Origin of the sequence: uncultured Maricaulis sp. (assembly GCF_947259345.1) — a bacterium.
Lineage (GTDB): Bacteria > Pseudomonadota > Alphaproteobacteria > Caulobacterales > Maricaulaceae > Maricaulis.
In genome coordinates, this window is sequence record NZ_CAMYLS010000027.1 from 173,854 (window position 1) to 199,186 (window position 25,333).

A 25,333-nucleotide genomic window follows, 5' to 3' on the forward strand; every position below is an offset into this window, starting at 1 on the left:
TCCGATGCGGGCAGAACGAAGGTGAAATGAGCCCATTAACAAGGCTCGGCTTCGTCACGCGCGCGGAGGACGATCCAGATGATCCAGAATGGTGGAAACCGGCCGGAGCACGACCCTGCGGGTAGTTCGTTCGATATGGCCCGCTGCCGGGCGCGTCGTCGCACTATCTGGGATCAGGGTCGAAAAGGAACAAGCAAGGCCGCACGGATTACCGGAGCACGCATCCATGCCATTACAGGGCTGGCCACGCTCTGCGGCGCCGACATCTTCAATGCCGCTGCCTTGCGGGCAGCAATCATGGTCCAACATTTGGGTCATGTCGCTTGGGGCCGCGGCATCCGGGCCGACGTCGGAGGCATAGCCTGTCCCGCCCAGCGCGAGTGCGCCCAGCAAAACCAGGATCAGGCTGAACCGTCGCCAAACCAAAATCGTGTGCCTCCTTCGCGCGCCGATCATGACACCCTATACGATGAGTATTGGTATTTCCCTCACGCGGAATGTCACAGGCGTGTCCCCTTTATGATCCGGGAGGCTCACGTTCCGCTCTGCTCGGCAGCTGCCGTCCGGACCCAATGAGACAGATAGATGCGTTCGAACGCGAAAACGGCAGCGATCGAAATCACAGCGATCAGAACAATCAACGGGTCCTGCTGCAGTTTGAGACCGGTAAACGCCATCAGAACCACAGCATCCAGCCCCAGAGCGGTCAGTAGAATGACACCGGACGCGCCAATTTCCACACGGCGGAATTTCCACACACCGAAATGAACGGCCATGTCCATGACCAGATAGAAGAAGGCGCCGAGTGACGCGATCCGGCCCAGATCAAAGAACACCGCCAGCACGGAGGCGATAACGACCGTGTATACCAAGGTGTGGCGCTGGATCGGCCCAGGCATTCCGAAATGCCTGTGTGGAATCATTTTCATATCGGTCAACATGGCCAGCATGCGAGAGACGGCAAATACACTGGCGAGCACGGCCGAAGCAGTCGCCACCGCCGCGAGCAATACCGTAAGATAAAACCCGAAACGCCCGAGCGCCGGCTCGGCGGCTTCTGCCAGCGCGAAATCCCGTGCCGCCACAATCCTATCCAGTGGCAAGCTGGACCCGACACCGAATGCCACGAGTAGGTAGAGCAGGACACACACCAGGATCGACGCCATGATAGCGCGTCCGACATTACGATGCGGTTCGGTGATTTCCGCGCCGCTATTCGTGATGGTGGTGAACCCCTTGAAGGCGAGAATGGCTAGCGCTACTGACGCGACGAATCCGAGCAGTCCGCTCGCGCCCTCATCACCAGCTGCGCTAGCGGCAAACCCGATTCCACTGGACCAGAGCGCCGCGATCCCAAACGCGGCAATCCCGCCGATCTTGAGCAGGGCCATGAACATCGAGAACAGTCCGATGGACCGATTGCCCGAAATGTTGATCAGAAAGGCAAATCCGATGACGCTGACCGCCAGGACGGGCACCAGCGGACCTCCCGACACATCGAAACCTCGCAGGACGTAAGTCGCAAAAGTCCGCGCCACCAAGCTTTCCGCGATCACCATGCTCAACGCCATAAGGAGAGCCGCGCCGGCTGCAATCGCTCCCGACCCGTAGCACTTCTCCAAGATCATGGCGACGCCGCCAGAGGACGGCCACGCATTGGACATTTTGATATAGCTATAGGCACTGAATCCCGTGATCACAGCGCCGATGATGAACGCCAGCGGGAAAAGGCGGCCAGCCAGCTCTGCCACCTGACCAGTCAGCGCAAAAATGCCGGCGCCGATCATCACGCCTGTTCCCATCGCAACAGCACCGGGAAGCGAGATGGAGCCAGCGTTGTAATGCGTTTGTTTGTGCTCAGTCATGACACCCTCGCGGCAACAGCTTCAACCAAGCGGCCACGATCTCTCCTGTGGGTCAAGCTGATGGCAATAAGCCAACACCATGTGGCTGGAAATATCGGCGCGTACTGGCAGATAAAGCTCAGGGCTGCGGGAAGTGATCGTTTGGTTTTCCGTCGCCTTGTCCATCCCGCGCTCTCCGGTTCAGTCCACGTCAACGATTCAGGACGATAAAAGCCGAAGCCGCGAGGAGGGCGAGTACAGGGCCCCTACCGATGACACCACGGGCTACCGAGTAGTTCTGCAGCAACGCCTCGAGGTCTTTCGGGATCGCCATTGGCTTGATAGCGAGAACGCCTGCCCCTCCGGTGTTGCCCTTGGGGACCCATCCGAAGACGTAGCCCGGTATCACGGCCACGAGCCGCACAACCTGTCCGCGATTTTCCTGCCGGTTGGACCGGCGGATACCGAGCTTCAGCATCCACCAGTGCGCGGACAAGTGTTTGAGAAAATAGCGTTGGCCGAGAATGTGGACCCGCTCAAAATGGCAGAACGCCAGTTCGTCCTCAAGGAGAGCATAAGCAGCGCGCGCGGTTCATTTCTTCGGCCCAGGCCGATGTCAGACTACGGCTCATGATCACACTTCGGCCAAATCGAACAGGGAGCATGATGCCGAGACAGAGAATTTCGGCACCTGTGAAGCAACAGCGGAACAATTGAACTCATTCAATTCACCAACAGGTTCCACGAGGGCACGGTGAGGGAGGTAGATGCATCGTTCAAGCTTAATCTCAACGTTGCTCGTAACCTCTTTGGACTCATCGCTACCGTCGAATATAGTGGCATCAACCAGCACGCTGCGGCGGCGGCTCGCAGAATTGAGCCGCCGGGGCAACAATACGTGCACACATTGCAGATTGACCTGCGAGCGCCGTCTCTCGCAGGTGCCGCCTTGGCCGTCGTCACTCTCGCGCAGAGTTTCGTTGAACATCGTCGTCCTCCTTGACCGACAGATTGTGACGCCCCGCGCAGCTTCTCGGTAAAACTGTGAAACGCATCGGCGACCAGGACGCGGACAGCTGGCTAGAGGCTGCCCAGGCTTCGGGCCACGGTCAGCAGGCCTTTTCCCGATTGGCAGCAAACGCCCGACTCTCGCCGGACTGCATTTCGGCTCCAAGCTCGTCATGGTCCGGTGGCATCGGGCTACTCCTTGGCGAAATCTGGAACAACCTAATTCCTCTAGCGACTACAGGGCCAACACCGGCGTCGGCGCGGGGTGGGATTGGAACTGGTAGTGAGCCCCCGGACCGGGGCGGCGATCCGAGGGCCCGAACGCGAGTCCAAGCTAGGTCTGCTCCTCCTGTTCCGGCAGCACCGGCCGCGGCGCAAACCATTTGTAGACGGCCGGCAGGACCAGCAGCGTCAGGACGGTCGACGTCACCAGTCCGCCGATGACCACCGCCGCCAGGGGACGCTGCACCTCCGAACCGATCCCGCTGGCAAACAGGAGCGGCATCAGGCCGAGCCCGGTCGTCGTGGCAGTCATCAGCACCGGTTGGGCCCGCATCACGGCGGCCTCGACGCTGAAGGCGTCGACATCCCGCCGCGTCCGCGCAAAGCGGTCGAGGAAGGAGACCAGCACCATGCCATTGCCCAGGGCGATGCCGAACAGGGCAATGAAGCCGACCGAGGCCGGCACAGACAGGTTCTGGCCGGTCAGCCAGAGCGCTGCGATGCCGCCGACCAGGGCGAGCGGGATGTTGGCCACGATCAGCAGGGCGCTTTTCAGGCGGCCGAAGCTGAACAGGAGCAGTAGCATCACGATGCCCAGCGTGACCGGGATGACCACGGCGAAGCGGGCATTGGCCTGCTGCTGCAGTTCGAACTGACCGCCCCATTCGACGTAGTAGCCGGATGGCAGGTCAACTCCAGCGGCAACGGCTTGCTGCCCTTCGGTCACGAAGGAGCCGATGTCGCGGCCGCGGACATTGGTCTGGATGGTGATGAAGCGCCGCCCGTTCTCGCGGGTCACCTGGCGCGGCCCCTCGATCCGTTCCACGTTCGCCACCTGGCTCAGCGGGATCAGTTCGCCGCCCGGCCCGTTCAGGACGATACGGCCGATGCGCTCCGCATTGGCGCGATCGGCCTCGGGATAGCGCACGACGATATCGAACCGCCGAATGCCCTCGAAGACCTGCCCGGCGGTTTCACCACCGACTGCACTGCGCACGACCGACAGAACGTCCTCGACGTTGAGCCCGAAGCGGCTCATCGCGTCGCGATCGACCGTGATGCGCAATTGCGGCGCTCCGGTCACCTGGTCGGTCTGGACGTCCGCCGACCCGTCGATGCCGCGGATCACGCGGGCAATCTCCGCCGCTTCCCGTTCCAGCACCGCCATGTCCTCGCCGAACAGTTTGATCGCGAGGTCCGCCTTGGTGCCGGTGAGCAGTTCGTCCGTCGCGGCCGCGATCGGCTGGGTGATGTTGAACCGTGCTCCGGGGAAGTCCTCGAAGCGCTCGCTCATGCGAGCCAGGAGGTCCGCCTGCGTGCGCGCCGTCGTCCATTCCGATCTCGGCCTCAAGGCAACGAAGGCTTCGCCGCTGTTGACCGGATCGGCATGAGCGCCGACTTCGCCGCGGCCGACCCGTGTCACCACGCGCTCGACCTCCGGAAAATCGTCGAGCAGGGTCTGCTCGAACCGGGTGACCGTATTGCGGGCCTCCGGCAGGCTGATAGAAGGGGCCATCGTCAAGCGGATAAGCAGGTCGCCCTCGTTCATGCGCGGGGTGAATTCCGAGCCGAGGCGCGGAAAGATCAGCGCGCCCGCCGCCAGCATGACGCCGGCGAGCAGGACGGCCGCCCAGCGCCGCGCCACGAAGAAGCCGACCGCCGGACCAAACCAGCGGGCATAGAGTCCGCCGCCTTGCGCACGGGCCGACCTTGGCCGCAGACCGAGAAAGGCCGCGGCCGGCGCCAGAAGGACGGCGAAGACCAGCGAACCCGCCATGGCAAAGACAACGGCAAATGCAAGCGGCCGGAACGTTTTCCCCTCGACGCCATCGAGCGTGAGAATCGGCAGGAAGACGACCACGACGATGAGGATGGCAAAAACCAGCGGCTGCAGCACCTCGGCGCAGGCTTGTGCCACCACATTGCGCCGGTTTGCCTCAGCTTCGGCCTCACGCAGGCGGCGATTAGCGTTCTCCACCATGACCACCGCCCCGTCGACCATCATGCCGATAGCGGTCGCGATCCCGCCCAGCGACATCAGATTCGCCGAAACGTTGAAGAGACGCATCGCGATCAGGGCAAAGCCGACCGAGAAGGGGATGGACGCCACCACAATCAGGCTCGGCCGCCAGCCGCGCAGGAAGGCGAACAGGATGACGGCAACCAGCAGGGCCCCCTGCCAGAGTGCCGTCGTCATGGTCGAGACGGCGGCACCGACCAGTTCGGACTGGTCGTAATAGGGCACGGCCTCGACACCTTCGGGCAGGGTTTCGTTGATGCGGTCCAGCCGGTCGTGAACGCGGCCGATCACTTCATTGGTATTGGCCCCGATCAGCTTGAGCACCAGCCCGGCGACAATCTCGCCCTGGCCGTTCATCGTAGCCAGGCCTTGGCGGGGTGCGCCGCCGATCCCGATCCCGGCGATATCCCGAACGCGCACCGGCACGCCATCGACGACCTTGACGACGATATCGCCCAAATCGTGCTCGCCTTCGGCCAGGCCGACCGCCCGTACCGTATATTGTTCGGAATTCTCGACCAGGAACTGCGCCCCGGCATTGGCATTATTGGCCCCGACGGCCGCCACCACGTCCGCAACGGTGAGGTCGTAGCGCAGGAGCGCGTCCGGCCGCACCTCGATCTGGTATTGCCGTTCGAACCCGCCCAGCGAGAGAACCTCCGTCACGCCGCGTATGGTTTGCAGGTCGAACTTCACCAGCCAGTCTTGGATGGTGCGCAGTTCGACACCGTTCAGGGCGCCATCGGTGCTGTCGAGGAAATAGAAGAGGATCTGTCCGAGCCCGGTGGTGATCGGCCCCATGGCCGGCTCGCCGAAGCCGTTCGGTATGTCCTCGCGTGCCAGCCGGAGACGTTCGCCGACAAGCTGGCGGGCCCAGTAAATATCGGTCCCGTCCTCGAAATAGATATTCACCACCGACAGGCCAAAATTCGAGGTGGAGCGGACCTCCGTCAGCCGCGGCAGCCCGTTCATGGCCGTCTCGACCGGGAAGGTGACGTAGCGCTCCACCTCTTCGGGGGCGAGGCCTTCGGTTTCGGTGAAGACCTGCACCAGGGCGGGCGTGACGTCGGGGAAAGCGTCAACCGGCATGGTCCGGAAGGTGACGCCGCCCGCTACGATGACCGCGATGAAGCCGAGCACCGCCAGGAGGCGTCCGCCGGCGAGGCGATGCAGGAGCCGCGTGGCCGCCCCTTGGTATTCCGGGGAGGTGTTGTCAGTGGGCGTGTCCATCTTCGAACTCCCCTTTTTGCAGTTCCGATTTCAGAGCGAAGGCGCCGGCGGTTGCGATACGTTCGCCCGGCTCGACCCCTGCGAGGATTTCCGCAAAGCGGTCAGAGCGCCGTCCGATGCGGACCGGACGAACTTCGAAACCGTGATCGGTACGTACGAAGACCGCATCGGCGCCGTCGATCGTCTGCAGCGCACTGGCCGGCACACGGGTGCTGGCTCGGGCGGCGAGCGCCTCGGCGTGAACCGTGACGAACATGCCCGGACGCAAGCGCTCGCCGGCATTGTCGAGCACGATCCGTGCCCGGCCCGTGCGAGTGCTTTCGCCGAGCTGGGGGCTGACGAAGGCGATCTCGCTGACGATTTCGGGGCCGCCGTCGCCCGGATCGATCCGGACGGGACTTCCGGCCCGCAGCTGGTCGAGATCGGCACCGTAGATGGCCGCATCGACCCAGACCGTGGACGTATCGGCAATGATAAAGGCCGGCGGCTGCGCGCCTTCCTCGATCACCTCGCCCAGCACGGCGTGGCGCTCGATGACGATTCCGGAGATCGGTGCCGCGAGCGCGTAGCGTGTCAGGGGCTGATCCGTTCCCGAGGCAAGGGTGGCGCGCGCCGCCTCGTCAACGCCCAGCGCCTCCAATTGCTGGCGGGCGCTGCGCACCTCGATGCGCGATTCCTCCAACGCCTGGCGGGCGTCGAGGAAATCCTGTTCCGCCGAAATCTGCTGCTCCCACAGCCGCCTCTCGCGCTCGAACCGCGATTGGTTGAGGTCGAGGCGGGCCAGGGCGGACAGGGATCCGGCCTTGGCGTCCGCCAGGGCGCGACTGTCGAGCACGGCGAGGAGCTGGCCGGTTTCGACCGCGTCACCCTCGGTGACATGGACGGCATGAACGATACCGGATACCCGCGGCGAGACATGGGCCAGACGCGTTTGGTCAAACCTGACCTCGGCGGGCAATTCCACCTCGCCATCCACGGGGCCAGAATCGACCGCGTCAACCGTAATGCCGAGCGCGGCGATATCGTCGTCGGACAGCTCTATGATTCCGACTTCATCGGCGTGATTGTCCTCTGCATGCCCGGTGTCAGTCGCGTTGTCATGGGCATCTGCGCCTACTGGAGCCTCGTGCGCGGACACTTGAGCGGGCGGGCCCGAACAAGCAGCCAGGAGGGAAAATGCCGCCGTGCCGGCGAGCAGTGTTCTGGTCATTGTCATGGGTTTGCCTCCGCGCCGGCAACGCCGGCGAGCTGTTTCAGGCGAGGTGCTCCGAAGAGCACGTCAAGTTCGATGGCCGAGCGAGCGAGTTCTGCCCGGGCCTCAATCGCCTGGATGCGTGTGTCGAAGTAAGTGCGCTGGACGTCCAGCAGATCGAGAAGCTGCAGCGCGCCCTCGCGATAGGCGAGACTGGTACGGGAGAAGGCGTTCTCAGCGGCAGGCAGCACGTGTCCGCTCAATGCTGCATAACGCTGCTGCGCGTCGCTCCACCGACGGTAGGCGGCTGCATGTCGCGCCAGCAATTGCCGCCGCAGAGCCTCCTCGTCCAGTCGGGCCCCGGTCTCGCGCGCCGCGGCTGCGGCGATCGCGCCCTGATTCCGGTCGATCACCGGGATCGGCATTTCGACCATGGCGAGATACGCCGTCTCGCTATCGCTGCCATAGCGCCTAATCCCGGCACCGACCGTGATATCCGGGATGGCTTCGGCCCGTTCCCTGGCAATCTCTTCGCTTCGTGCCCGGGATGTCTGCTGGGCCACCGCCAGATCCGGATTGCGCCGCATCATCGCCTCCGGCGTCAGTGCCGACAGTTCCGGGTTGTTCACAAGCACGGACGGGGGCGCGACCTCGCCCGCCGCCGCGCCGCCCCACATCGCGGCCAGCGCAAGACCTGCACGCCGCGCCTCGGTCAACGCCGATGCCGCCTCGATGCCGGCCGTGGCGGCCAGAATATCGGCCCGGTCGAGATTGATCGGCGAGGACCGCCCCGCCTCGACGCGCTGGCGTATGGCCGAAGCGGCAGCTTCCGCGAGATCCTGGAGCTCCGCCCTGACGCGGGCGGTTTCCTGGGCGGCACGGGCGTCTACGAATGCCGTGGCCGCTTCGCCCAGAAGGCCGGCAATCTCGGCGTTCAGCCTTGCTGTCTCGACACCGGCCCAGGCCTCGGCCGCCTCACGGGCGCGGCGACGGTCGCCGCCCAGCGGGATGGTCTGGCGCACGGCGACGGTGAGGTCGCCATCTCCTATACCGCCGCGATCACCGCCAAAGCCTTCGAGTTCTGCCTCGAAGGAGGGATTGTCCCACAGCCCAGCTTGAAGGGCGTCGCCGTGTCGGGCGGTCACCTCAGCGCGCAACGAAGCGATATGCGGGTTGGAATGTACGGCGCGTTGCAGGGCCGAGGAGAGTTCAAGCGGACCATTCTGCGAGACCGGCTGTGCCAGCACCGCGGACGCGATGAGAGCGCTGCAAGCCATGCCTGCAACCCCTCGACCCGGCCAATTCGGCCGGGGAGATTTGTCTGAATACATTCAGTTTTTCCAGTTGTCTGAAGAGAACGAAGGGTTCGAACGCTCTCGTCAGGCAATCGGCGGCTGGTATGGCGGCGCCTGCGCTCGGCCCGTACCGGATTCGTGGGAAAGGCGATAGGAGACCCGACCGGCCGGCGCACTCAGGTGCGGCGCGCCCGTTTTGGCCGGCATCGCATGATGGCAAACCCCACAGGCATGGACGGGGTGCTGCGCATGACGGTGATTGCTCTCACCGGAATCGTCCTCGGCGCGGTCCTCATGGCCCTGATGGTGGTCGTACCCTGGCACAGCGGCTTCCACCACCTCTCCCGAGAAGGATAGGACAGTCAGGAGAGCCAACAATGTGCGCAGCAAGTTTAGCACCAACACCTCCGGTTCGACAGTTCCTACAGAGAAGCGCCGTGTCGATCAACTCTCAAGCAATTGGAACAGTCTAATCCATCTAGCGGCTGGAGGTTCAACCTAATCGTCTGTGCCTTGTCAAACGAGCCGAAGGGCTCAGATCAGATGATCGACTGCCATTTTCGGTAGTGATGCAAACGACCGATGGGCGCCGATCTAGTCTCTCGACCTGATGGCGTGACTAGCTGGCTGAAGACAAATGTGGAAATGTCGGGCTATTCGGCATGACACTTCCACCGCCGTGTAACCCGCCAAGATTGCTGTCTTCATGTCAATTTTTAAGTCGAAATTTCTTGATCGCACCGCGTCCAGCCTAAGCCAAATTCGCGGCGACCAACTGGGAATGTTGCCAATTCTGATCGCGTCCGATCTTCTTGTGAAATTCAAAGTTGAACAAATTCTCACCGAGGTTGGCGCGTCGATCCCGATCTTCCCTGGGTTCAACTTTACCTTAGGCCGCAATCGGGGGGTTAGCTTCGGAATCCTGGATAGTTCGCATTGGATTGCGCCCTATCTGCTTTCAAGTTTCGCCATCGTCTTGGTTGTTTTTGCATTGAGCTGGGCCGCACGGCAAAGCTCCAAACTCATCAACTTCGCCGGCATTCTGTTTGCGGCGGGCGGGTTGGCAAATGCGATCGATAGGCTTGGCGATGGAGCCGTAACAGATTATTTGGATTTTGGATGGCAGGCGCTCCGCTGGCCCACATTCAATTTGGCCGACATTCTTATCTTCATTGGCGTAGTTCTGTTACTGATCGCATGGAGGAATGGGTCTCAGAATTTGGAAGACGGCGAGCAATAGTCAACTATTGCTCTTTGAGAGCCTTTGATTTGTGATCCGACAGGCATTTGGAGTGATCGAAGAGGCTTGTGACGATTTCACAAGAGCCGACTTTGCCACCGGCGCAGCCGTCGATCATGCGCATAAGTTCGCTTTCGAGCACACGAAGCTGCTCGATGCGTTTTTGCGTTTCAACTAGATGATGCCGCGCAAGTTCGTCCGCCTTGGCACAATCTGTGCCAGGGTTCTCCTGAAGATCGATCAGGTCTCGAATGGCTTCGACGGTAAAACCTAGATCACGCGCATGTCGGATAAAGCCGAGCAAGTCCACCGAGGCTTGCCCGTAGACGCGCCGTCCGCTTTCAACCCGCCTCGGTTCTGGCATTAGGCCGACGCTCTCGTAATACCGGATCGTCGTCACTTTGACGCCTGACGTTTCTGCCGCTTGGCCGATGGTGAATTCTTTTTGCATTTTTCTCTTGCTTCTACAGTCGCTGTAGAAATTAGACTCCATCTTAAACGTAGGAGTCAAGAAAATGAGTTGTTGCCCAAGCGACCAAAAATTCGATGGATCATCGGTCGCGTACAGACGCGCCCTGTGGGCCGTCATTTTTATCAATCTTGTGATGTTCGTCGTCGAAATCTCGGCAGGCTTCGCTTCAGGTTCGCAATCGCTGAAAGCCGATGCCCTGGATTTCGCAGGCGATACGATGACCTACACAATCAGCCTTCTGGTCATTGGCTCCGCTCTCGCGGTTCGAGCCAAAGCCGCTCTCTTCAAAGGTGGCCTTTTGTTCGCGATCGCGATTGCCGTGCTGAGCATGACACTGCTCCGCGCATTCTCTGGCGAGCCGCCAGTCGCAGAGACCATGGGCATTGTCGGGTTCGCGGCACTACTCGCCAACGCTATCAGCGTGCTGATCCTTCTCAAATGGAGAGACGGTGACGCAAACGTCCGTTCGGTTTGGCTTTGCTCTCGTAATGACGCTATCGGCAATGTCGGCGTCATGATCGCCGGTGGCCTCGTTGCCCTGACAGGGTCAGCCTGGCCGGATCTCATTCTCGCGTTTGTGCTCGCCGGCATATTCACCCGCTCGGCTTGGTCCATCTGCTCGCAGGCTCTCTCAGAGCTTCGCGACCACGCAGCAGTCGCCAACACAGGAGAAGCGTAATGTCCCCTTTGCTCACCGGTGTCGTCGCTTATGTTCTCATAACGGCCGCTCTCTCGATCCCATTCATGTTTCGAGCGCGGTCTGAGTTTCGACAGCAAGGTAAATGGTCGCCGCTGACCGCTGCCTTCTCGGGCCTCATCATGCACGGGCACTTCCTCGCCACGATCGCTCTCGCCTGGCTCGATCGTGGCAGTTTGTTCGCGTCGAACATGATCTCGCTGGCGATCGGGGGAGGGCTCTTCCTTGGTGGCGCTTACGTCATTTTCCTTGGCCGCTACGCCTATGGTTCACAGAAGCGGGTTTACGGCTTGCTCGAAGATGAGTTGATCCAACACGGTATCTATAAGCGCACACGCAATCCCCAGTATGTCGGCTACAGCGGCATGTTTCTCGGTGCTGCCATCGCGGCCGGATCCGGACTCGCCCTGTTTTCCGCATTGGCCTTCATCGCGATCATCCACGTGTTCATCACTTGGGTAGAGGAGCCGCACATTCGCAGAACCTTCGGAGATACGTTTGATCAGTATGCGCGCAAGGTCGGTCGGTATTGGTAGCGGAGCGTAGATCCTCGAATCCTGATCGCGAATTCTACATCAGGCGTTAGTTTAGAGTCTTGCTCGGTGCCTTTAGTGACAGGACGAGCGCACAGTCCGGCGTGTCTGTGCGCTGGCACTGGCTCGTGATCTCTTCCAGAGACGCTGCGAGCTGCCTGAGATCGGCGACCTTGCGATGGATTTGGGACAGATGCATCTCGGCCATCCCTGCAACCTGTTTGCAGGAAAAGGTCTGCTTCTCCGTCATGGTAAGAAGTTCCCTGACTTCCGCGAGAGCAAATCCCAACTGTCTTAGCCGAAGTGCAAACCGCAGGCGCTCGATGTCCGCCTGCGAAAACAGCCTGTGGCCAGCGTCGGAGCGCGCCGATGCGGCGACCAGATCGATGCTCTCATAGTATCGGATCGTCTCGATGTTGCAGTCCAACAGCTTCGCGACGGTGCCTCGTTTAAGCGGTCCCTTCATCGGGTCAACCTGTCCCCATGCAAATTTCTCTTGATCCTGCAGTTACTACAGGGACTACCATTCTGCAGTTATGAGATCGACCCAGAAAAACCTTATCCCTTCATCCTTCGTATCTGGCAGCGGGGCAGTCAGCGGCTTTCTCGCTTTTGTCGGCGCGTCCTGCTGCGTGGTTCCGATCTTACTAGTTCAACTTGGTGTCGCCTCCGGCTTGGTTGCAAAGCTCGGTTTCTTTGCACGCTGGCAGGATTGGTTCGCTTGGGGGGCGACCGGCATGCTCGCGTTCTCGCTGACGCTGGCGTTGTGGCGCGGAAGCCCGGGCCGGATATTCTGGATATGGTGGATTGTTGGCGCGGTATTTCTCGCCGTGTCGCTCATCCTGCCGAACTACGAGATGCGATTGCAAAGCTGGTTATTGGACTGGCTCCGAGCTTGATATGGCCAAACCTTCGCCGACCTATCAGTTTCGCGACGGAGGAACTATACCGCCGCCCGGGCCTATCGGTCGTCTCTCACGCCTGATTTTCGGCGCAGGCGCAATCTATTGGGCGGCCCAATTGTTTCGCTTCGGCGAGATGGATGCCTTGACCAATGCATGGGTGATCGGGTTCACGGCGTTTGCTGTCCACTTGGCCCCATACACGCTGAACATTGGACTGGGTTTTCGGCTAGGGCTTTGGCCTCGACTGCTGGCTACGGGCTTGTTGATCGGCGCCGCGGCTATCGGATGGCAATCTTCCGGCGAGTGGATCAATTCACAGCTTTGGTCGACCACCTATTGGCTCAATACCTATGTCTATCTCCACCTTGGTGGTTCATTTTTCCTGGCTGCTCTCTTCGGAACGCCCGGCTGCGAAATGCGCGCAATACCGATATTGATTGGCCGGATAGCAGGGCGTGAAACCCGCGATCACGAATGTCCCGGGCCGATTGGTGCAATTGATCAATGGGAGCGTTCCTTAAAGTCCGATGGTTGATATCCAACTCAAATCAACACTCACCTGTCCCCATTGTGGCAGCATACACGCCAATTTGGAGATGCCGACGAACGCCTGCCAGTACTTCTGGGACTGTCCGTCATGCAGCACGCTGCTGAAACCGAAGCCGGGCGATTGCTGCGTCTTCTGCTCCTTTGGAACCGTACCGTGCCCGCCTATTCAGGAGGGCGATGCGTGCTGTGCAGCAGGGTGGCCTCCCCGCGCTCGTCGGCTTGGGTGTTAGAGTACGGCACATCATGCGCTTTGTGCGGTGAACCGGACAATTCAGACATCCGCCGAATACAGAACTCAGCCGACAGGTTATGACCCCTCCTAAGCCAAAGCGGATGCTAGGTGTTGGCAAGAAGTCAATGCGGCCAAATGATCGTACAGCAGATCAGGGCTGTCGACCTTGTCGTGGCCCTTTTGAACACACAAACGATCCACTTGGATCATGAACCCCGACGCTTTCCAGCTTGGTTTGTCCAAGCTTCTTGGACTTTGTCCAACGACTTGTGACGTCCAACAAAAAATGGCGCACCCAAGAGGATTCGAACCTCTGACCTCTGCCTTCGGAGGGCAGCGCTCTATCCAGCTGAGCTATGGGTGCGTCGAAGGCGAAGCCATAGCCGATGCGGGTAAGGTGCGCAACGCGGCTTTGCGCCTGATGGTCAGCGCGTGTGGCTCGATGGCCGCGCCCGTGCTTCAGCCATCACCCGGGGTCTGGCGTTTTACGAAAATCGCGTAGGCGACCCGGCCCAGTCCGGCGATCAGGGCGATGATGACGGCCACCATCGACAGTGTGTTGGCCATTTCGAGCGGGGCCAGCAGCCAGGCGCCGGCATGGATGAGTCCGCCAATCACCAGGGCCAGGCCGAAGAAGCGCTGCGCCGCCATCAAGCCCGGCTTGCTATCGCAGGCGGGATCGGCGTTTCGCGGACGCTTGCCGGTGGCATTGCCAAACAGGACCAGAATCAACCCGATCATGACCTGGGTCACGCGATCCGGCATGTCCGGCCCGACCCAGTTGAAATCGGCGAGAAGCGACATGCCATAAGCCGTCGCCAGAAGAATGGCGGCGAGGGCGAGTGAACCCTTCAGCGAGCGCGTGATCATGGCATTTCCTTTCATTCCGGAGGGCTGACGGGCGGCACGCCGGTACCAAGGCCGAACGCCCCGGCAAAGCCGAGCAGCGCCTCTTCCAGCACCGAGACATTGAGATGGTAGATGACTGACTTCCCGGCCTTTTCAGTCGAGACGAGTCCGGCCCCGCGCAGTACATTGAAATGGGCCGACATGGTTGGTCGCGAAACCGGGAAGGCGTCGGCCAGATCACCGGCCGACCGCGGGCCCGACTTCAACAGGCGGAGCACTTCACGGCGGGTCGGGTCGGAGAGAGCCTTGAAAACATCATTCATGAAATGATATTTAGCTAATCATCTAATTGATGTCAAGCCCTGCTCTCGCGCAATCGCCCCGGACGAAGCCGGGGCGCGGTAGCGACACGCGATAGGGTCAGGCTAGGCCGGTGCCGCCGACCTCGTCGGCGCCATCATCCATATCACCGGAGTTGCGCCGGCCACCGAGATCGTCGCCATCACTGTCATCGCGGCGGCGGCGGCCGTCCTTGGCCTGGGAGTAGCCGGTCAGGCCTACCCCCCAGTCGCGGTCGAAACCGTCGACCCCGCGATTGCGGAAATGGACTTTCCGTCCCGGCCGCATCAGCCAGCCATAAAGCCAGATCGCCGCGATCGCACTGGCGAGAATGAGGATGACGGCAAAGCCGGCACCCATTTCACCTTGCGGCTGCAGGAAGACGCCAAAGAACCAGGCCAGGGCGACAAAAAACGGGGCGCTCACCGAGATGGCGAAAAACTTCCGGATATAATGCGTGCGCATGCGAGCCTCCCTGTTAGTCCTGCTGGTTGATTGCTGATCTGCGGCCCTCCTTCGGCCGCCATCACAATGGGCCGCAATCATGCCGAAAAAGGGGCAGGTCTGGCGGGATGGTCGCGACGGGAGTCCCCGCAGACGCGCGCGCGTGCATCAGGCATCCTGGCGGTTATAGGTGAGGGCAAGGAAGACATCTTCCAGATCAGCTTCCTCGGTGCGCAAATCCTCGATCCGGCCCCCGGCGGCGCGAAACTTCTCGATCATCTCGGCAACCGATTGCTGGCCATAGCGATAGGTGATGGCCAGTGCCCCGTCAGAACGGATCTCGGCGTCATACTCGGACAGCTCCGTCGGCACGGCGCTGAGAGCCTCGGCGGGCTCGATGACCAGGGTCTTGGAATCCATCCGCTTGAGCAGGGTTTCCTTTGGTTCGCAGGCGATCACCTGACCATGATCGATAATGGCGATCTGGTCACAGAGCTCCTGGGCTTCCTCGAGATAATGCGTGGTCAGGACAATCGTCGTGCCGCGCGCATGCAGTTCGCGGACATAGTCCCAGAGCTGGCGGCGAAGCTCGATATCGACCCCCGCCGTCGGTTCGTCGAGCACCAGGATGGGCGGGGTGTGGACCATGGCCTTGGCGACCAGGAGGCGGCGCTTCATGCCGCCGGAGAGCTGGCGTACATAGGCATTGCGCTTGTCGGACAGGCCGACCGCCTCGAGCAATTCATCCGTCTTGCGCTCGGCCTTGGGCACGCCATAGAAGCCCGCCATCAACTCCAGCGTCTCATGCGGCGTGAAGAAGACGTCCATGTTGATTTCCTGCGGCACCACCCCGATGGCGGCGCGCGCGGCGCGACTGTCCTGGTCGACATCAATGCCCCAGGTCTTCGCGGTCCCGCCGGACTTCTTCACCAGTCCCGCGAAAATATTGATGAAGGTCGACTTGCCGGCCCCATTGGGTCCGAGGAGACCGAAGATCGATCCGCGCGGCACTTTCAGGTCGATCCCCTTCAGCGCGACTTTCGGCTCGGCGAGCTTGGAACCGCGATAGGTCTTCTTCAGGCCGGTGGCCTCGAGCGCGAAATCAGGAAGGGAGGAGCTGTCGGACATGTCGCCTCGGAATTGACGGATGAGGGCCAAAGGCCATAACTAGGCTCCACACTTAGGGATCGTCATTCATCCTGTCCATGAGGGCTTGTCCATGGCCGACGCCGCCAATTCCGTACCGCCGTCCGAAATCATTGTCACCGACCAGCACCGCATGGCCTGCGATGGCGGCGATGGCGCATTGGGACATCCGCGCGTTTATCTGGAAATGGGCCAGGATGATTTCGTCGAATGCCCCTATTGCGACCGCCGCTTTGTGCGGGCCGGCTCGTCCGAAGACCCCAAGGCCTGACGCACCGCGCCAGACTGACGGGTCAAATGCAGGCGGCTGGGGAGGCGCATTGTGGCTGACACCGGAACACCGCCGCCCGCCAGGCGCGGCAAATCCACCTCGCAAGTCATCGGGCTCTTGGTCGGGATCGCCCTCGCCGTTCTGTTGCAAGTCCTGCCGCTGCCCGAAGGGCTGAGCCGCGAAGCCTGGCTGCTCGCCTCCCTCGCCCTGATGATGGCGGTCTGGTGGGCCACAGAAGCCATTCCAATCGCGGCCACGGCGCTGATCCCGATGGCGCTTTTCCCCTTGCTGGGCATCACTTCGACCGGTGCCGCGACCGGCCCCTATGCCAGCCCGATCGTGATGCTGCTCCTGGGTGGCTTTATCGTCGCCCTGTCGATCGAGCGCTGGAATCTGCACACACGGATCGCGCTCAATATCGTCAGCGGTTTCGGCGGAAGACCGGCCGCCCTCATTCTCGGCTTCATGCTGGCCTCGGCGCTCCTGTCGATGTGGATTTCCAATACGGCGACTACGCTGATGATGATCCCGATCGCCCTGCGTGTGGCCCAGGAAGTCGAGCGCGAGGGCGTCAGTTCGAGATTCTTCGCCCCGGCCCTGGCCCTTGGCGTCGCCTACGCGGCCTCGATCGGCGGTATGGCGACGCCGGTCGGCACGCCGACCAATCTGATCGGCATCGGTTATCTGCAAAACGAGTTCGACATCGCGATCGATTTCGCGACCTGGATGGGGATGGGACTGCCCATTGTCGCCCTTTTGATCCCCGTCGCCTGGCTCATTCTCACCCGCCTCGCCTTTGATCTGAAGGGTGGCGGTGACAGCGTTGCAGCGAAAGACCTCGTTCGCACCGAGCTCGCCCGACTGGGCTCCATGACCCGGCCGGAATGGCGTGTCGCCCTCCTGTTCGGAACGGTCGCCATCCTGTGGATGGGCCGGGTCCTGCCCGGCGAACTGATCGGCCAACCCGGCACGGAGTGGGGCTGGAACCCGCTTCTGGCCTGGCTCGGTACCACACTCGACCTGCCCGTCACCCTCGCCCTCGGCAATACCCAGATCGCGGTCATGGGGGCGCTGGCCACCTTCCTCGTGCCGGCCGGTGATCGCGGCGAACGTCAGGGTGAAATGCTGATGGATTGGGAAGGCCTTGCCCGCCTGCCCTGGAATGTCGTCATCCTGTTCGGCGGTGGACTCTCACTGGCCGCCGCCCTCTCCTCCACGGGACTGGCCGACTGGCTGGGCGGACAGATGGGCTTCCTCGCCGACATGCCGGTGCCGGTCCTCCTGCTGATCTTTGTGGCCTTGGTCGTCTTCCTCACCGAGCTGACCTCGAATGTCGCCACGACAACCGCCTTCCTGCCCGTGCTCGGCGTGATCGCGCTTGAGGCGGGTGTGGAACCGGAGACCCTGGTCGTCCCGGTCGCCATTGCCGCCTCGACCGCCTTCATGCTGCCTGTCGCAACCGCCCCGAACGCCATCGTCTATGCCTCCGGTGCCGTGACCCAATTGCAGATGATGAAGGCCGGGGTGCGCATCAATCTGGCGGCCATCGCCATCATCACCGGGATTTTCGTGCTCTTCGGCTAAGCCGCGGCACCGAAATCGCCATGGCGCTGGCGCCTGGCGGAACGGGAGGGGAACGGGATGTCGGCCAATGCCGTCAACCGGTTTGATTTGAATAACGTGACATCGTCGACATCCCGTTCGCGGAGATTTCCCGGACGCTCTCGCCCCCGATTCCAATGCGCCAGGTAGATGGGGTCGGTCGTTTAGTGCCCCGCGACCTGATCGCACGCCCTGCCGGAGTGTCGGACTGTCATCCCCGACACGCGGACAGGCTCCGCTCGCTTCCGGGCACAAGTGACAGGGCCCGCGCCTCCCATCCCGAAAACCGACGGCATTATTGCCCGGGGGCAGAGGGGGGAGGATAAGTTTTGTGAGAATTTCCGCCCCACACACCGTCATCCCGGCGCAGGCCGGAACCCGGTCTGCGACGCAAGCTGTTGCCAGGATTGGCGAAACCGCATGTGCGAGACTGGGTCCTGACTTGCGTCAGGATGACGGTGTTGGGGGTGTCAGGCGAGGATAGGCAGATACGCGCCGTACCGGAGCGAGCAAAAAGCTCCTAATCGAAGGCGGCGTCAACCGGCCAGTCTTCGCTTTCAGTGCGCCAGAGGATTGAGGCGATCTTCCACTCACCATTGATCTTGAACAGGGTGATGAAATTGACCCCGATCAGGAAGACCTCGCCGGTCACGCCATTGACGCCTTCATAGGCGGAGCGGGCATAGGCGATCTCGCCCCATTGGGTGATTTCGGTGCGGGTGGCGCGTTCGGTGAAGCCGTTCTCGACCAGCCACGGACCGGAGCGCTCGATATAGTCATCCAGCGTAATGACCCGGCCGGCGCCATTTCCGTCCTCGCCCGGACCGACCGCTCCCATGGCAGCACCGTCCATATAGAGGTCACGCATGGCCTCGAAGTCGCGGGCCTGGCCGACCGGGCCGGAGATGACCGCGTAGAGCGCGTCGATCTGCGCTTCGATGGCGGCGGTTTCATCGGTCTGCGCGGTGGCGGGCGCGATGATGGCGGCGGACGCGGCCAATGCCGCGAGAAGTGTGCGTTTCATGGGGCTCCCCAGCTTTGATGCCGTGCGAGCGTCGCCAAGTCGCGCCTGGGAGGCAAGTTACTGTTCGGACATCCGGGAGCAGGTGAATGCCTGGCGCTCTGCTTCGGCGGCGGCGATATCCGTATTCGCGTCGATGACGCGGCGATAGAGGATGAGGCCGGTTTGAGTGGGAGCCTCGAAGCTCCGATCGGTTTCTTCCGGGACGTTGGATGCCGAGCGCGCGAAAAGACGGATTGAAGTGGTGGCGCTTCCGGCATCCCGATCGCTGATCGCCGCGAAATTATTCGTATTGGAATCGTAGAAACTCACCGAGGCGTAGTTTCCGTCTGCGGGCCAGGGCGCTTCGATGCGCAGCGGGCCGTCATTGAGATCGTAAAGGCAGACCGAATAGAGAATGTCCGGGCTGGCGCGGACAATGGTCTGGTTGTCGGCGGTAACAGGCGGGGCGTGGCGGACCCGTCCGGCCTCTCCGCCCAGCGTCTCGATCCGGTCCATGGCCCGCGACATGATCAGGCCGGGCATCACAGTCAGCGTGATGCCCGCTCCTATCGCCAGGCCGAGCACAAAGGGCAGGAAGGGCAGGCCGCGACGCGTCATGTCTCGCCCCCGCAGCTGACCGGCTCTATGCGTGGGAAAGTCAGTGTGTCCAGCGCGTCGAGCACGGCCGGGTCGGGGTGATAGAGGCGCAGAGTGAGTGAGAACAGGCCGGCATTCTCGGTGACGATCGCGCCGGGCTCGTCCTGTCCGACCGGTATGATGACTCGACCCGTCGCGTCGGTGCGCGCCGTGGTCTGGCTGACCGCATGGCGGTCGCGGTTATTGCGCGGCAGAAAGCTGTCCTCGTCATAGATGGTCAGGGACCACCAGCGTGTCGGCGGCATATCGCCGATGACTTCATAGCGGCATCGCTCTGTGAGGTTATGGCCTTCACTGTCGCGGGTGGCGGTGAAATAGACCGCTTCCTCCCGGCTCAGCGCCAGCAGGCCTCTGCGCGCCACCAGCGAGCGGACCAGCGGATTGGCGTCTGGCGAGCCGATATTCGGATTGCTGACCCAGGCGCCGTTATGCACGCCGCCAATTTCGCCCGGGCTGAAGGCCAGGGCGATTGCCATAACGGTTCCGGCCACCAGGCCGAGAATGAAGGTAATGAGATGGCGCAGCGTCATGTTGCAAACCTAGCCAGATTGGTGCTGACCGGGAAAGCGAAAAGCGTCAGCCGGTCTTGGCTTGCATATTGGTCAGGGTTTGCAGCATGCCCTGGATATTGCGGAGCTTGGCCCGGCCATCCTCGGCCTGGGCCTCGGCGAGGCCGACTGCGGATTTCAGATGGCGCAGGGCCCGGGCCTGGGCGTCAGCCGAGCAATTTCCGATCGGCAAGGCGCCGCCAGTGGCGAGGCGCAAGAGTCCGGTGGCCTTGTCCAGCGCCGGTCGATCTCCCGACTCGACCATGTTCATGATCTTGCTCTCATCCACAATTTTCATGCCCATGGCGTCGAAATTGGCCGCCAGTTCCAGCTTGTCGCGTTCGGGGTATTTGCCCTTGAGGATTTTCGACTGCTGGGCGGTCAGCTTGGCCAGGCGCTCCAAGGGCTTGGCGTCGCCGCGAACATACCAGGACTCGCATCTGGATGAGCTCAGCGTCGAGCGGACATAGCCGGCCAGTTTCTGCTTGTTGGCCTCGCCGACGAGATTTTCCTCGAGCGCAATCAGCCGATCCAGCTCTTCGTCCGGTCCGCGTGAGTGGCGCAGTAATTCGTCGATGATCTCGGGCTGAAGCAGCCGGGCCGAGCGTGAGGCGAAGGCCTTGATCAGGGCATCGGCGGGCAGCGTGCTGTCGGCGCAGATGACCAGGCGGCTGGCGAGATCCCGGGCGAGCCGGACCTCGTCGCGAACACTGGTCGGACGCAGGCGCTTCGGGCGCTCAAGCTCCTTGAGTATATTCGTCGCGATGGTTGCCCGGCAGGCGGGATACTCCTTGGCCTTGATTTTCTTGGCGAGGCGTTTGGCCGCGCTGGGGGCGAGATTCAGGGCATCGGCGGAGTGGTCGCCATCGAACAGGCAGGCAAGACGCTCCAGTGTTTCGCCGAGATCCTTGCAGCTGCCGAGCAGCGCGTCACGTCCCGCGTCAAACGCGATGACTTCGGCCATGTAGTGGTCAACTTCATCCAGCGCGAATGTGCGGGCCGCTTCGTCGGCCGGCAGGCTGTCACCCATGTCGAGCAGGGCTTCCAGCTTGTCTGCGAACTTCTTTTCATGGCGAAGCCGGTCGGCCATGGCTGCGCGCAGCGAGTAAGCACGGCGGTCACGATTGTGAATCTCCGCGGCGATGTCGGCGAATTGCGCCTTCTTCGGATATTCCGGCAGTTTCTGATCGCGGCCATCCTTGTAGATGCGTGCCAGGGATTTCTGGACCAGCTCATTGAGCAGTTTCACATAGCCGTGCACGCCGGCATCGCTGTCCTTTGCCGAAGCAATGGCGACTTTCTGTACCGCGTGCTGGAGTTCTGTGCCGGAGGCTTCGAGGTTTTCTACCAGATCCGGGCGATGCAGCAATTCCATCGGTATGGCCTGCACGCGTTCGAACCAGCCCGTCAGAACGCGCCGAATGGTGTCGCGGGCATGTGGCTTGGACAGATCATCCGGGGTCAGGCAGGGTAGTTGTGCTTCGCCGGTCTTTTCCGTCTCCGCACCCATCGTCTCGGCCCCGGCTTCGAAGACGGGCACGGAGCGAAATTTGCGATGTTCCGAATTGAAGGTCTCCTTGGACACTCGGACCGAGGCATCCTTGTTCTTGGCGACCAGAGTCTGGGCCAGCTTGATGGCCTTTGCACGGTCCTCCAGCGCCTCGCTGAGCGCCCAGCCCGACTTGCGGTTTTTCTTGAAAAAGACTTCGTAGTGGACGTCGCCGGACATGTACCAACTCCCCTGGAGCCTTATTGATGGCACAAAGAGGCTTAAAACCGGGTGAACCATGCTCCTGATTCATCAAGGGAGCTTGGCGTGTCGGCCCGGCCGCGGCTATGGTTCCGGCACGCGGATCAATTTGCGCCCCGATTGACGGGGTCAGCGCGCGGAGATGGCATGGCGACGATTGCACTCGTGGATGATGATGAAAACATCATCACATCGGTTTCGATCTTTCTCGAAGGCGAAGGATATCATGTGCGGACCTATAATGACGGGGCCTCCGCACTGACCGCCCTGACAGAGGATCCGCCGGACCTTGGGATTTTCGACATCAAGATGCCGCGCATGGACGGGCTGGAATTGCTGCGCCGCCTGCGCCAGTCCTCCAATCTGCCGGTCATCTTCCTGACCTCGAAGGATGACGAGTTCGATGAGGCGCTCGGGCTCAATCTCGGCGCCGATGACTATATCGCCAAACCCTTCTCCCAGCGTTTGCTGGGCGAGCGGGTGAAGGCGGTCCTGCGCCGCGCCCGCCTGTCCGGGGATCCTGTCGGCACGGTGGGTCTCGAGCCGGGTGACAGCAAGCCGCTCGAGCGCGGCAGCCTGCTGCTGGACCCGAACCGCCATGCCTGTTCCTGGAAGGGTGAACCGGTCCGCCTGACGGTCACCGAATTCCTCATTCTCCAGGCCCTGGCGACACGCCCGGGCTATGTGAAGAGCCGCGACAATCTGATGGACGCGGCCTATGACGATCAGGTCTATGTCGACGACCGGACGATCGACAGCCATATCAAGCGTATTCGCAAGAAATTCCGGGAATCCGACAAGAGTTTCGACGCGATCGAGACCCTCTACGGCGTGGGTTACCGCTATAAAGAAGACTGATTCCAGCGCCGCGATGTCGGGTCTGCAGCGTGTCGGGACGCTGCTTCGCAGCCTCGCGCCGCGGCCGTCCTCGCGGCTGGCGCAGCTGATCCTGATGGCCAATTTCGTCGCTCTCGGCGTTCTGGTCGTGGGCATGCTGGCCCTGACCGAGACCCGTCGCGGCCTCGTCAATGCCAAGCTGGATTCGCTGCGTGCCCAGGGCGAGCTGATCGCCAATGTGCTGGCCGAGGGTGCGTCCGATGGCGCGCCCGCTCCCGCCCTGCGCAATGAAGATGCCCGCGCCATCTTGCGCCAGCTCTACGTGCCCGAGGAATCCCGCGTCATCGTTTTTGACAAGGGTGCGGCGATTGTCGCGGACAGCCATCTTCTGGCCGATGTATTCGAGACCACGCAATTGCCGCCACCCGGCGCGCAACGCCCACCCATCGCCGAAAGCGCCCGCTCCCTGCCCGTGCAGGTGCTCGACGCGCTCGCCAACCTCCTGCGCTCTTCCGAGGAGCGCGAAGCGATGGGGCGCGATCTGCGAGAGGAAGTGCGCCAGGTCATCAATGGCGAGACCGTCGCCGGGGTGCGGCGCGAGGCGGATGGTCGCCGCGTGGTGTCGGTCTCGCTGCCAATCCAGCCGGTCCGGGCGATTGTCGGCGTGGTGACGATCGAATCCTACGACCTCGACACGCTGATCGAGGCGGAGCGGCGGGCGCTCCTGCCCTTCATGATCATTGCTGCTCTGGTGACGGCGATGTCGTCGCTGGCCCTGACCGTTTTCATCGCCCGCCCGATCCGCCGACTGGCGCGGGCGGCGCGGGAGGCGCGGCGGGCCGGTGGCCGGCGCGTTACCATGCCCGATCTGCGAAGCCGCAATGACGAGATCGGCGAGCTTGGCGTGGCGCTGTCGGACATGACCGAGGCGCTCTATGATCGGCTTGACGCCATCGAGAGTTTCGCCGCCGATGTCGCCCACGAGTTGAAAAACCCCCTCACCTCGATCCGTTCCGCCGTTGAAGTCCTGCCCAGGGCGAAGGATGAAGAGCGACGCGGTCGCCTGCTCGCCGTGATCGCCGCCGATGTCGGGCGGCTGGATCGCCTGATCACCGACATCTCCCGGGCATCCCGTGTCGATGCGGAGCTGGCGCGCGAGGATGTCAGCCGATTCGATCTCGGCGACCTGATCGGGGAGCTGGTGGAATCCTATAACGAGGCAGGCAGCCATTCCGCCCGTATCCGGTTGGACCAGCAGGTTCGGTCGGCACTGGTCATAGGTCGCGGCGATCCGCTTGGTCAGGTCTTCCGCAACCTGCTCGACAACGCCCTGACTTTTTCGCCGGAGGGCGGAGAAATCCTGGTCTCGATGCGGCGCGGCCAGATGGAGGGGCGGACCAGTCTCAAAATCCATGTGGATGATCAAGGACCCGGTATTCCCGAAGACAATCTGGAAGCCGTGTTCGACCGCTTCTACACGGAACGCCCGAAAGGCGCGGCGTTCGGCACCCATTCCGGTCTTGGCCTCGCAATCTCACGCCAGATCGTGAAAGCGCACGGCGGTACAATCGTGGCCCGCAATCGTCGCAATCAGGATGGCGATGTGGTGGGCGCGCGATTCACCGTCGAACTTCCGGCGGCCTCCGCCGACTGACAAATTGACCGCGCGATTGCAAAAAGACGCTTCCCCCTCAACTCAAGCCGCGTTTAGATGCTGGCATGATCGGAGTCGTCGTCGTCAGCCATGGCCGTTTGGCCGATGAATTTGTTGCCGCCACGGAGCACGTGGTGGGCCCCATGGATGCGTTCCTGGCCGTCTGTATCGGTCCGGACGACGATATGGAGAAGCGTCGGGGCGACATCAAGCAGGCCATCGAGGACGCGGATCGCGGCGAGGGCGTGCTCATTCTGACCGACATGTTCGGCGGCACGCCATCCAATCTCGCCATTTCCCTGCTTGAGCCGGGCAAGGTCGAAGTGATTGCGGGCGTGAATCTTCCGATGTTGATCAAGCTGGCCGAGGCGCGCTCGCGCGCCGATCTCGATAGTCTCTCGCGCATGGGTGAGGATGCAGGCAAGCGCTATATCGCGATCGCGTCCAATGTCCTTGAAGGTGCCGGCAAGTGACGCCGGTCGCGCGCAAGGTGACCATCTGCAATGCGAGGGGGCTTCATGCTCGTGCGGCGGCCAAATTTGTCGAAATGGCCCAAGGCTTTGATGCCACGATCCATGTCTCGCGTGATGGCGAGACCGTGAATGCGGATTCGATTATGGAATTGCTCATGCTGGCCGCTGCCAAGGGCTCGGTCATCGGGATCGAGTCCGAGGGTCCGGACGCGGAAAAGGCAGCGGACCGCCTCAGCGAGCTGGTCGAAGCCGGCTTCCACGAAGACGACTGAGACATTCGTAGGCTGTATGGCGCCGCGATATGAAAAAGCCCGCCAAGCG

At 62.0% G+C, this 25,333-nt stretch carries 30 protein-coding genes and 1 tRNA gene; 13 read left to right on the top strand and 18 right to left on the bottom strand.

Annotated features, from left to right (window positions below; translation table 11 throughout):
- Positions 1-54: 54 nt before the first annotated feature.
- The 7 genes from Q0X62_RS12395 to Q0X62_RS12425 form a co-directional block, all read right to left on the bottom strand.
- Positions 55-456 (bottom strand): hypothetical protein, encoded by a 402-nt coding sequence (locus tag Q0X62_RS12395; RefSeq protein ID WP_147422679.1) that lies wholly within the window; start codon positions 454-456, stop codon positions 55-57.
- 77 nt (positions 457-533) lie between these two features.
- Entirely contained in the window at positions 534-1,865 is a 1,332-nt protein-coding gene (locus Q0X62_RS12400; protein ID WP_297736220.1) for an APC family permease, read from the bottom strand.
- A 190-nt stretch (positions 1,866-2,055) separates the two neighbouring features.
- Positions 2,056-2,400 carry a DUF3703 domain-containing protein gene (locus Q0X62_RS12405; RefSeq protein ID WP_121211463.1) on the bottom strand — a complete coding sequence of 115 codons (345 nt, stop codon included), beginning with the start codon at positions 2,398-2,400 and terminating at the stop codon, positions 2,056-2,058.
- Between the two features lie 78 nt (positions 2,401-2,478).
- Positions 2,479-2,832, bottom strand: coding sequence for a hypothetical protein (locus tag Q0X62_RS12410; RefSeq protein ID WP_121211462.1), 354 nt, complete (start codon positions 2,830-2,832; stop codon positions 2,479-2,481).
- A 354-nt stretch (positions 2,833-3,186) separates the two neighbouring features.
- Entirely contained in the window at positions 3,187-6,324 is a 3,138-nt protein-coding gene (locus tag Q0X62_RS12415) for a CusA/CzcA family heavy metal efflux RND transporter (RefSeq protein ID WP_297736224.1), read from the bottom strand.
- The gene (locus Q0X62_RS12420; protein WP_121211458.1) at positions 6,308-7,540 is read right to left on the bottom strand and encodes an efflux RND transporter periplasmic adaptor subunit; all 1,233 of its coding nucleotides are present in this window, start codon (positions 7,538-7,540) and stop codon (positions 6,308-6,310) included. The genes Q0X62_RS12415 and Q0X62_RS12420 overlap by 17 nt, the downstream gene beginning before the upstream one ends.
- Positions 7,537-8,793 carry a TolC family protein gene (locus Q0X62_RS12425; RefSeq protein ID WP_170150439.1) on the bottom strand — a complete coding sequence of 419 codons (1,257 nt, stop codon included), beginning with the start codon at positions 8,791-8,793 and terminating at the stop codon, positions 7,537-7,539. The genes Q0X62_RS12420 and Q0X62_RS12425 overlap by 4 nt, the downstream gene beginning before the upstream one ends.
- Before the next feature lie 231 nt (positions 8,794-9,024).
- Between Q0X62_RS12425 and Q0X62_RS12430 the strand changes: the two genes are divergently transcribed.
- Positions 9,025-9,168: a hypothetical protein gene (locus Q0X62_RS12430; RefSeq protein WP_297736229.1), complete on the top strand. Its 144-nt coding sequence runs from the start codon at positions 9,025-9,027 to the stop codon at positions 9,166-9,168.
- 349 nt (positions 9,169-9,517) lie between these two features.
- Positions 9,518-10,051, top strand: a complete 534-nt coding sequence (gene lspA / locus Q0X62_RS12435) for a signal peptidase II (RefSeq protein ID WP_297736231.1) — start codon at positions 9,518-9,520, stop codon at positions 10,049-10,051.
- 4 nt (positions 10,052-10,055) lie between these two features.
- Here the strand turns inward: lspA and Q0X62_RS12440 are convergent, their stop codons facing one another.
- On the bottom strand, positions 10,056-10,502 hold the full coding sequence (locus Q0X62_RS12440; protein ID WP_297736234.1) for a helix-turn-helix domain-containing protein: 447 nt from the start codon (positions 10,500-10,502) through the stop codon (positions 10,056-10,058).
- 64 nt (positions 10,503-10,566) lie between these two features.
- Here Q0X62_RS12440 and Q0X62_RS12445 point away from each other — a divergent pair, with 64 nt between their 5' ends.
- Both Q0X62_RS12445 and Q0X62_RS12450 read left to right on the top strand, forming a co-directional pair.
- Positions 10,567-11,202 carry a cation transporter gene (locus Q0X62_RS12445; RefSeq protein ID WP_297736237.1) on the top strand — a complete coding sequence of 212 codons (636 nt, stop codon included), beginning with the start codon at positions 10,567-10,569 and terminating at the stop codon, positions 11,200-11,202.
- Positions 11,202-11,756 (top strand): isoprenylcysteine carboxylmethyltransferase family protein, encoded by a 555-nt coding sequence (locus Q0X62_RS12450; RefSeq protein ID WP_121212537.1) that lies wholly within the window; start codon positions 11,202-11,204, stop codon positions 11,754-11,756. Before Q0X62_RS12445 ends, Q0X62_RS12450 begins: the two co-directional genes overlap by 1 nt.
- Before the next feature lie 46 nt (positions 11,757-11,802).
- Here Q0X62_RS12450 and Q0X62_RS12455 read toward each other — a convergent pair whose 3' ends face one another.
- Positions 11,803-12,219, bottom strand: a complete 417-nt coding sequence (locus Q0X62_RS12455; RefSeq protein ID WP_121212536.1) for a helix-turn-helix domain-containing protein — start codon at positions 12,217-12,219, stop codon at positions 11,803-11,805.
- Between the two features lie 70 nt (positions 12,220-12,289).
- Here Q0X62_RS12455 and Q0X62_RS12460 point away from each other — a divergent pair, with 70 nt between their 5' ends.
- Genes Q0X62_RS12460 through Q0X62_RS12470 form a run of 3 tightly spaced genes read left to right on the top strand, consistent with a single transcriptional unit; the run spans position 12,290 to position 13,437 of the window.
- Complete coding sequence (locus Q0X62_RS12460) at positions 12,290-12,652, top strand: hypothetical protein (protein WP_121212535.1); 363 nt, start codon at positions 12,290-12,292, stop codon at positions 12,650-12,652.
- A gap of 1 nt (position 12,653) precedes the next feature.
- Positions 12,654-13,193, top strand: a complete 540-nt coding sequence (locus Q0X62_RS12465; protein ID WP_121212534.1) for a hypothetical protein — start codon at positions 12,654-12,656, stop codon at positions 13,191-13,193.
- Positions 13,186-13,437: a GDCCVxC domain-containing (seleno)protein gene (locus tag Q0X62_RS12470; protein ID WP_121212533.1), complete on the top strand. Its 252-nt coding sequence runs from the start codon at positions 13,186-13,188 to the stop codon at positions 13,435-13,437. Before Q0X62_RS12465 ends, Q0X62_RS12470 begins: the two co-directional genes overlap by 8 nt.
- Positions 13,438-13,726: 289 nt before the next feature.
- Here Q0X62_RS12470 and Q0X62_RS12475 read toward each other — a convergent pair.
- The 5 genes from Q0X62_RS12475 to Q0X62_RS12495 form a co-directional block, all read right to left on the bottom strand.
- Positions 13,727-13,803: transfer RNA gene (locus Q0X62_RS12475), tRNA-Arg, on the bottom strand.
- A gap of 95 nt (positions 13,804-13,898) precedes the next feature.
- Positions 13,899-14,309, bottom strand: coding sequence for a hypothetical protein (locus tag Q0X62_RS12480; RefSeq protein WP_297736248.1), 411 nt, complete (start codon positions 14,307-14,309; stop codon positions 13,899-13,901).
- Between the two features lie 11 nt (positions 14,310-14,320).
- On the bottom strand, positions 14,321-14,611 hold the full coding sequence (locus Q0X62_RS12485; RefSeq protein WP_297736251.1) for an autorepressor SdpR family transcription factor: 291 nt from the start codon (positions 14,609-14,611) through the stop codon (positions 14,321-14,323).
- Between the two features lie 97 nt (positions 14,612-14,708).
- Positions 14,709-15,092: a hypothetical protein gene (locus Q0X62_RS12490; protein ID WP_297736254.1), complete on the bottom strand. Its 384-nt coding sequence runs from the start codon at positions 15,090-15,092 to the stop codon at positions 14,709-14,711.
- A gap of 147 nt (positions 15,093-15,239) precedes the next feature.
- A complete protein-coding gene (locus tag Q0X62_RS12495) occupies positions 15,240-16,199 on the bottom strand; it encodes an ABC transporter ATP-binding protein (protein ID WP_297736257.1) in 960 nt (319 codons plus the stop codon).
- Positions 16,200-16,290: 91 nt separating this feature from the next.
- Here Q0X62_RS12495 and Q0X62_RS12500 point away from each other — a divergent pair, with 91 nt between their 5' ends.
- Both Q0X62_RS12500 and Q0X62_RS12505 read left to right on the top strand, forming a co-directional pair.
- Positions 16,291-16,488, top strand: a complete 198-nt coding sequence (locus Q0X62_RS12500) for a zinc-finger domain-containing protein (protein ID WP_297736260.1) — start codon at positions 16,291-16,293, stop codon at positions 16,486-16,488.
- A 51-nt stretch (positions 16,489-16,539) separates the two neighbouring features.
- Complete coding sequence (locus tag Q0X62_RS12505; protein WP_297736262.1) at positions 16,540-18,072, top strand: SLC13 family permease; 1,533 nt, start codon at positions 16,540-16,542, stop codon at positions 18,070-18,072.
- Positions 18,073-18,610: 538 nt separating this feature from the next.
- Here the strand turns inward: Q0X62_RS12505 and Q0X62_RS12510 are convergent.
- From Q0X62_RS12510 to Q0X62_RS12525, 4 genes are read right to left on the bottom strand one after another with little or no spacing between them, the layout of a single operon-like run.
- The gene (locus tag Q0X62_RS12510; protein WP_297736265.1) at positions 18,611-19,114 is read right to left on the bottom strand and encodes a hypothetical protein; all 504 of its coding nucleotides are present in this window, start codon (positions 19,112-19,114) and stop codon (positions 18,611-18,613) included.
- 57 nt (positions 19,115-19,171) lie between these two features.
- Entirely contained in the window at positions 19,172-19,711 is a 540-nt protein-coding gene (locus tag Q0X62_RS12515) for a DUF1254 domain-containing protein (RefSeq protein ID WP_297736268.1), read from the bottom strand.
- Entirely contained in the window at positions 19,708-20,280 is a 573-nt protein-coding gene (locus tag Q0X62_RS12520) for a DUF1214 domain-containing protein (protein WP_297736273.1), read from the bottom strand. The genes Q0X62_RS12515 and Q0X62_RS12520 overlap by 4 nt, the downstream gene beginning before the upstream one ends.
- A gap of 46 nt (positions 20,281-20,326) precedes the next feature.
- Positions 20,327-22,027, bottom strand: coding sequence for a hypothetical protein (locus Q0X62_RS12525; protein WP_297736276.1), 1,701 nt, complete (start codon positions 22,025-22,027; stop codon positions 20,327-20,329).
- A 168-nt stretch (positions 22,028-22,195) separates the two neighbouring features.
- On the opposite strand from Q0X62_RS12525, the gene Q0X62_RS12530 reads away from it, so the two are divergent.
- From Q0X62_RS12530 to Q0X62_RS12545, 4 genes are all read left to right on the top strand, one after another.
- The gene (locus Q0X62_RS12530) at positions 22,196-22,906 is read left to right on the top strand and encodes a response regulator transcription factor (protein WP_297736279.1); all 711 of its coding nucleotides are present in this window, start codon (positions 22,196-22,198) and stop codon (positions 22,904-22,906) included.
- A gap of 13 nt (positions 22,907-22,919) precedes the next feature.
- On the top strand, positions 22,920-24,539 hold the full coding sequence (locus tag Q0X62_RS12535; protein ID WP_297736282.1) for a stimulus-sensing domain-containing protein: 1,620 nt from the start codon (positions 22,920-22,922) through the stop codon (positions 24,537-24,539).
- A 65-nt stretch (positions 24,540-24,604) separates the two neighbouring features.
- Positions 24,605-25,012, top strand: a complete 408-nt coding sequence (locus tag Q0X62_RS12540) for a PTS sugar transporter subunit IIA (protein ID WP_295696398.1) — start codon at positions 24,605-24,607, stop codon at positions 25,010-25,012.
- On the top strand, positions 25,009-25,284 hold the full coding sequence (locus tag Q0X62_RS12545; RefSeq protein WP_297736285.1) for an HPr family phosphocarrier protein: 276 nt from the start codon (positions 25,009-25,011) through the stop codon (positions 25,282-25,284). The genes Q0X62_RS12540 and Q0X62_RS12545 overlap by 4 nt, the downstream gene beginning before the upstream one ends.
- The last annotated feature ends 49 nt before the right edge of the window (positions 25,285-25,333 follow it).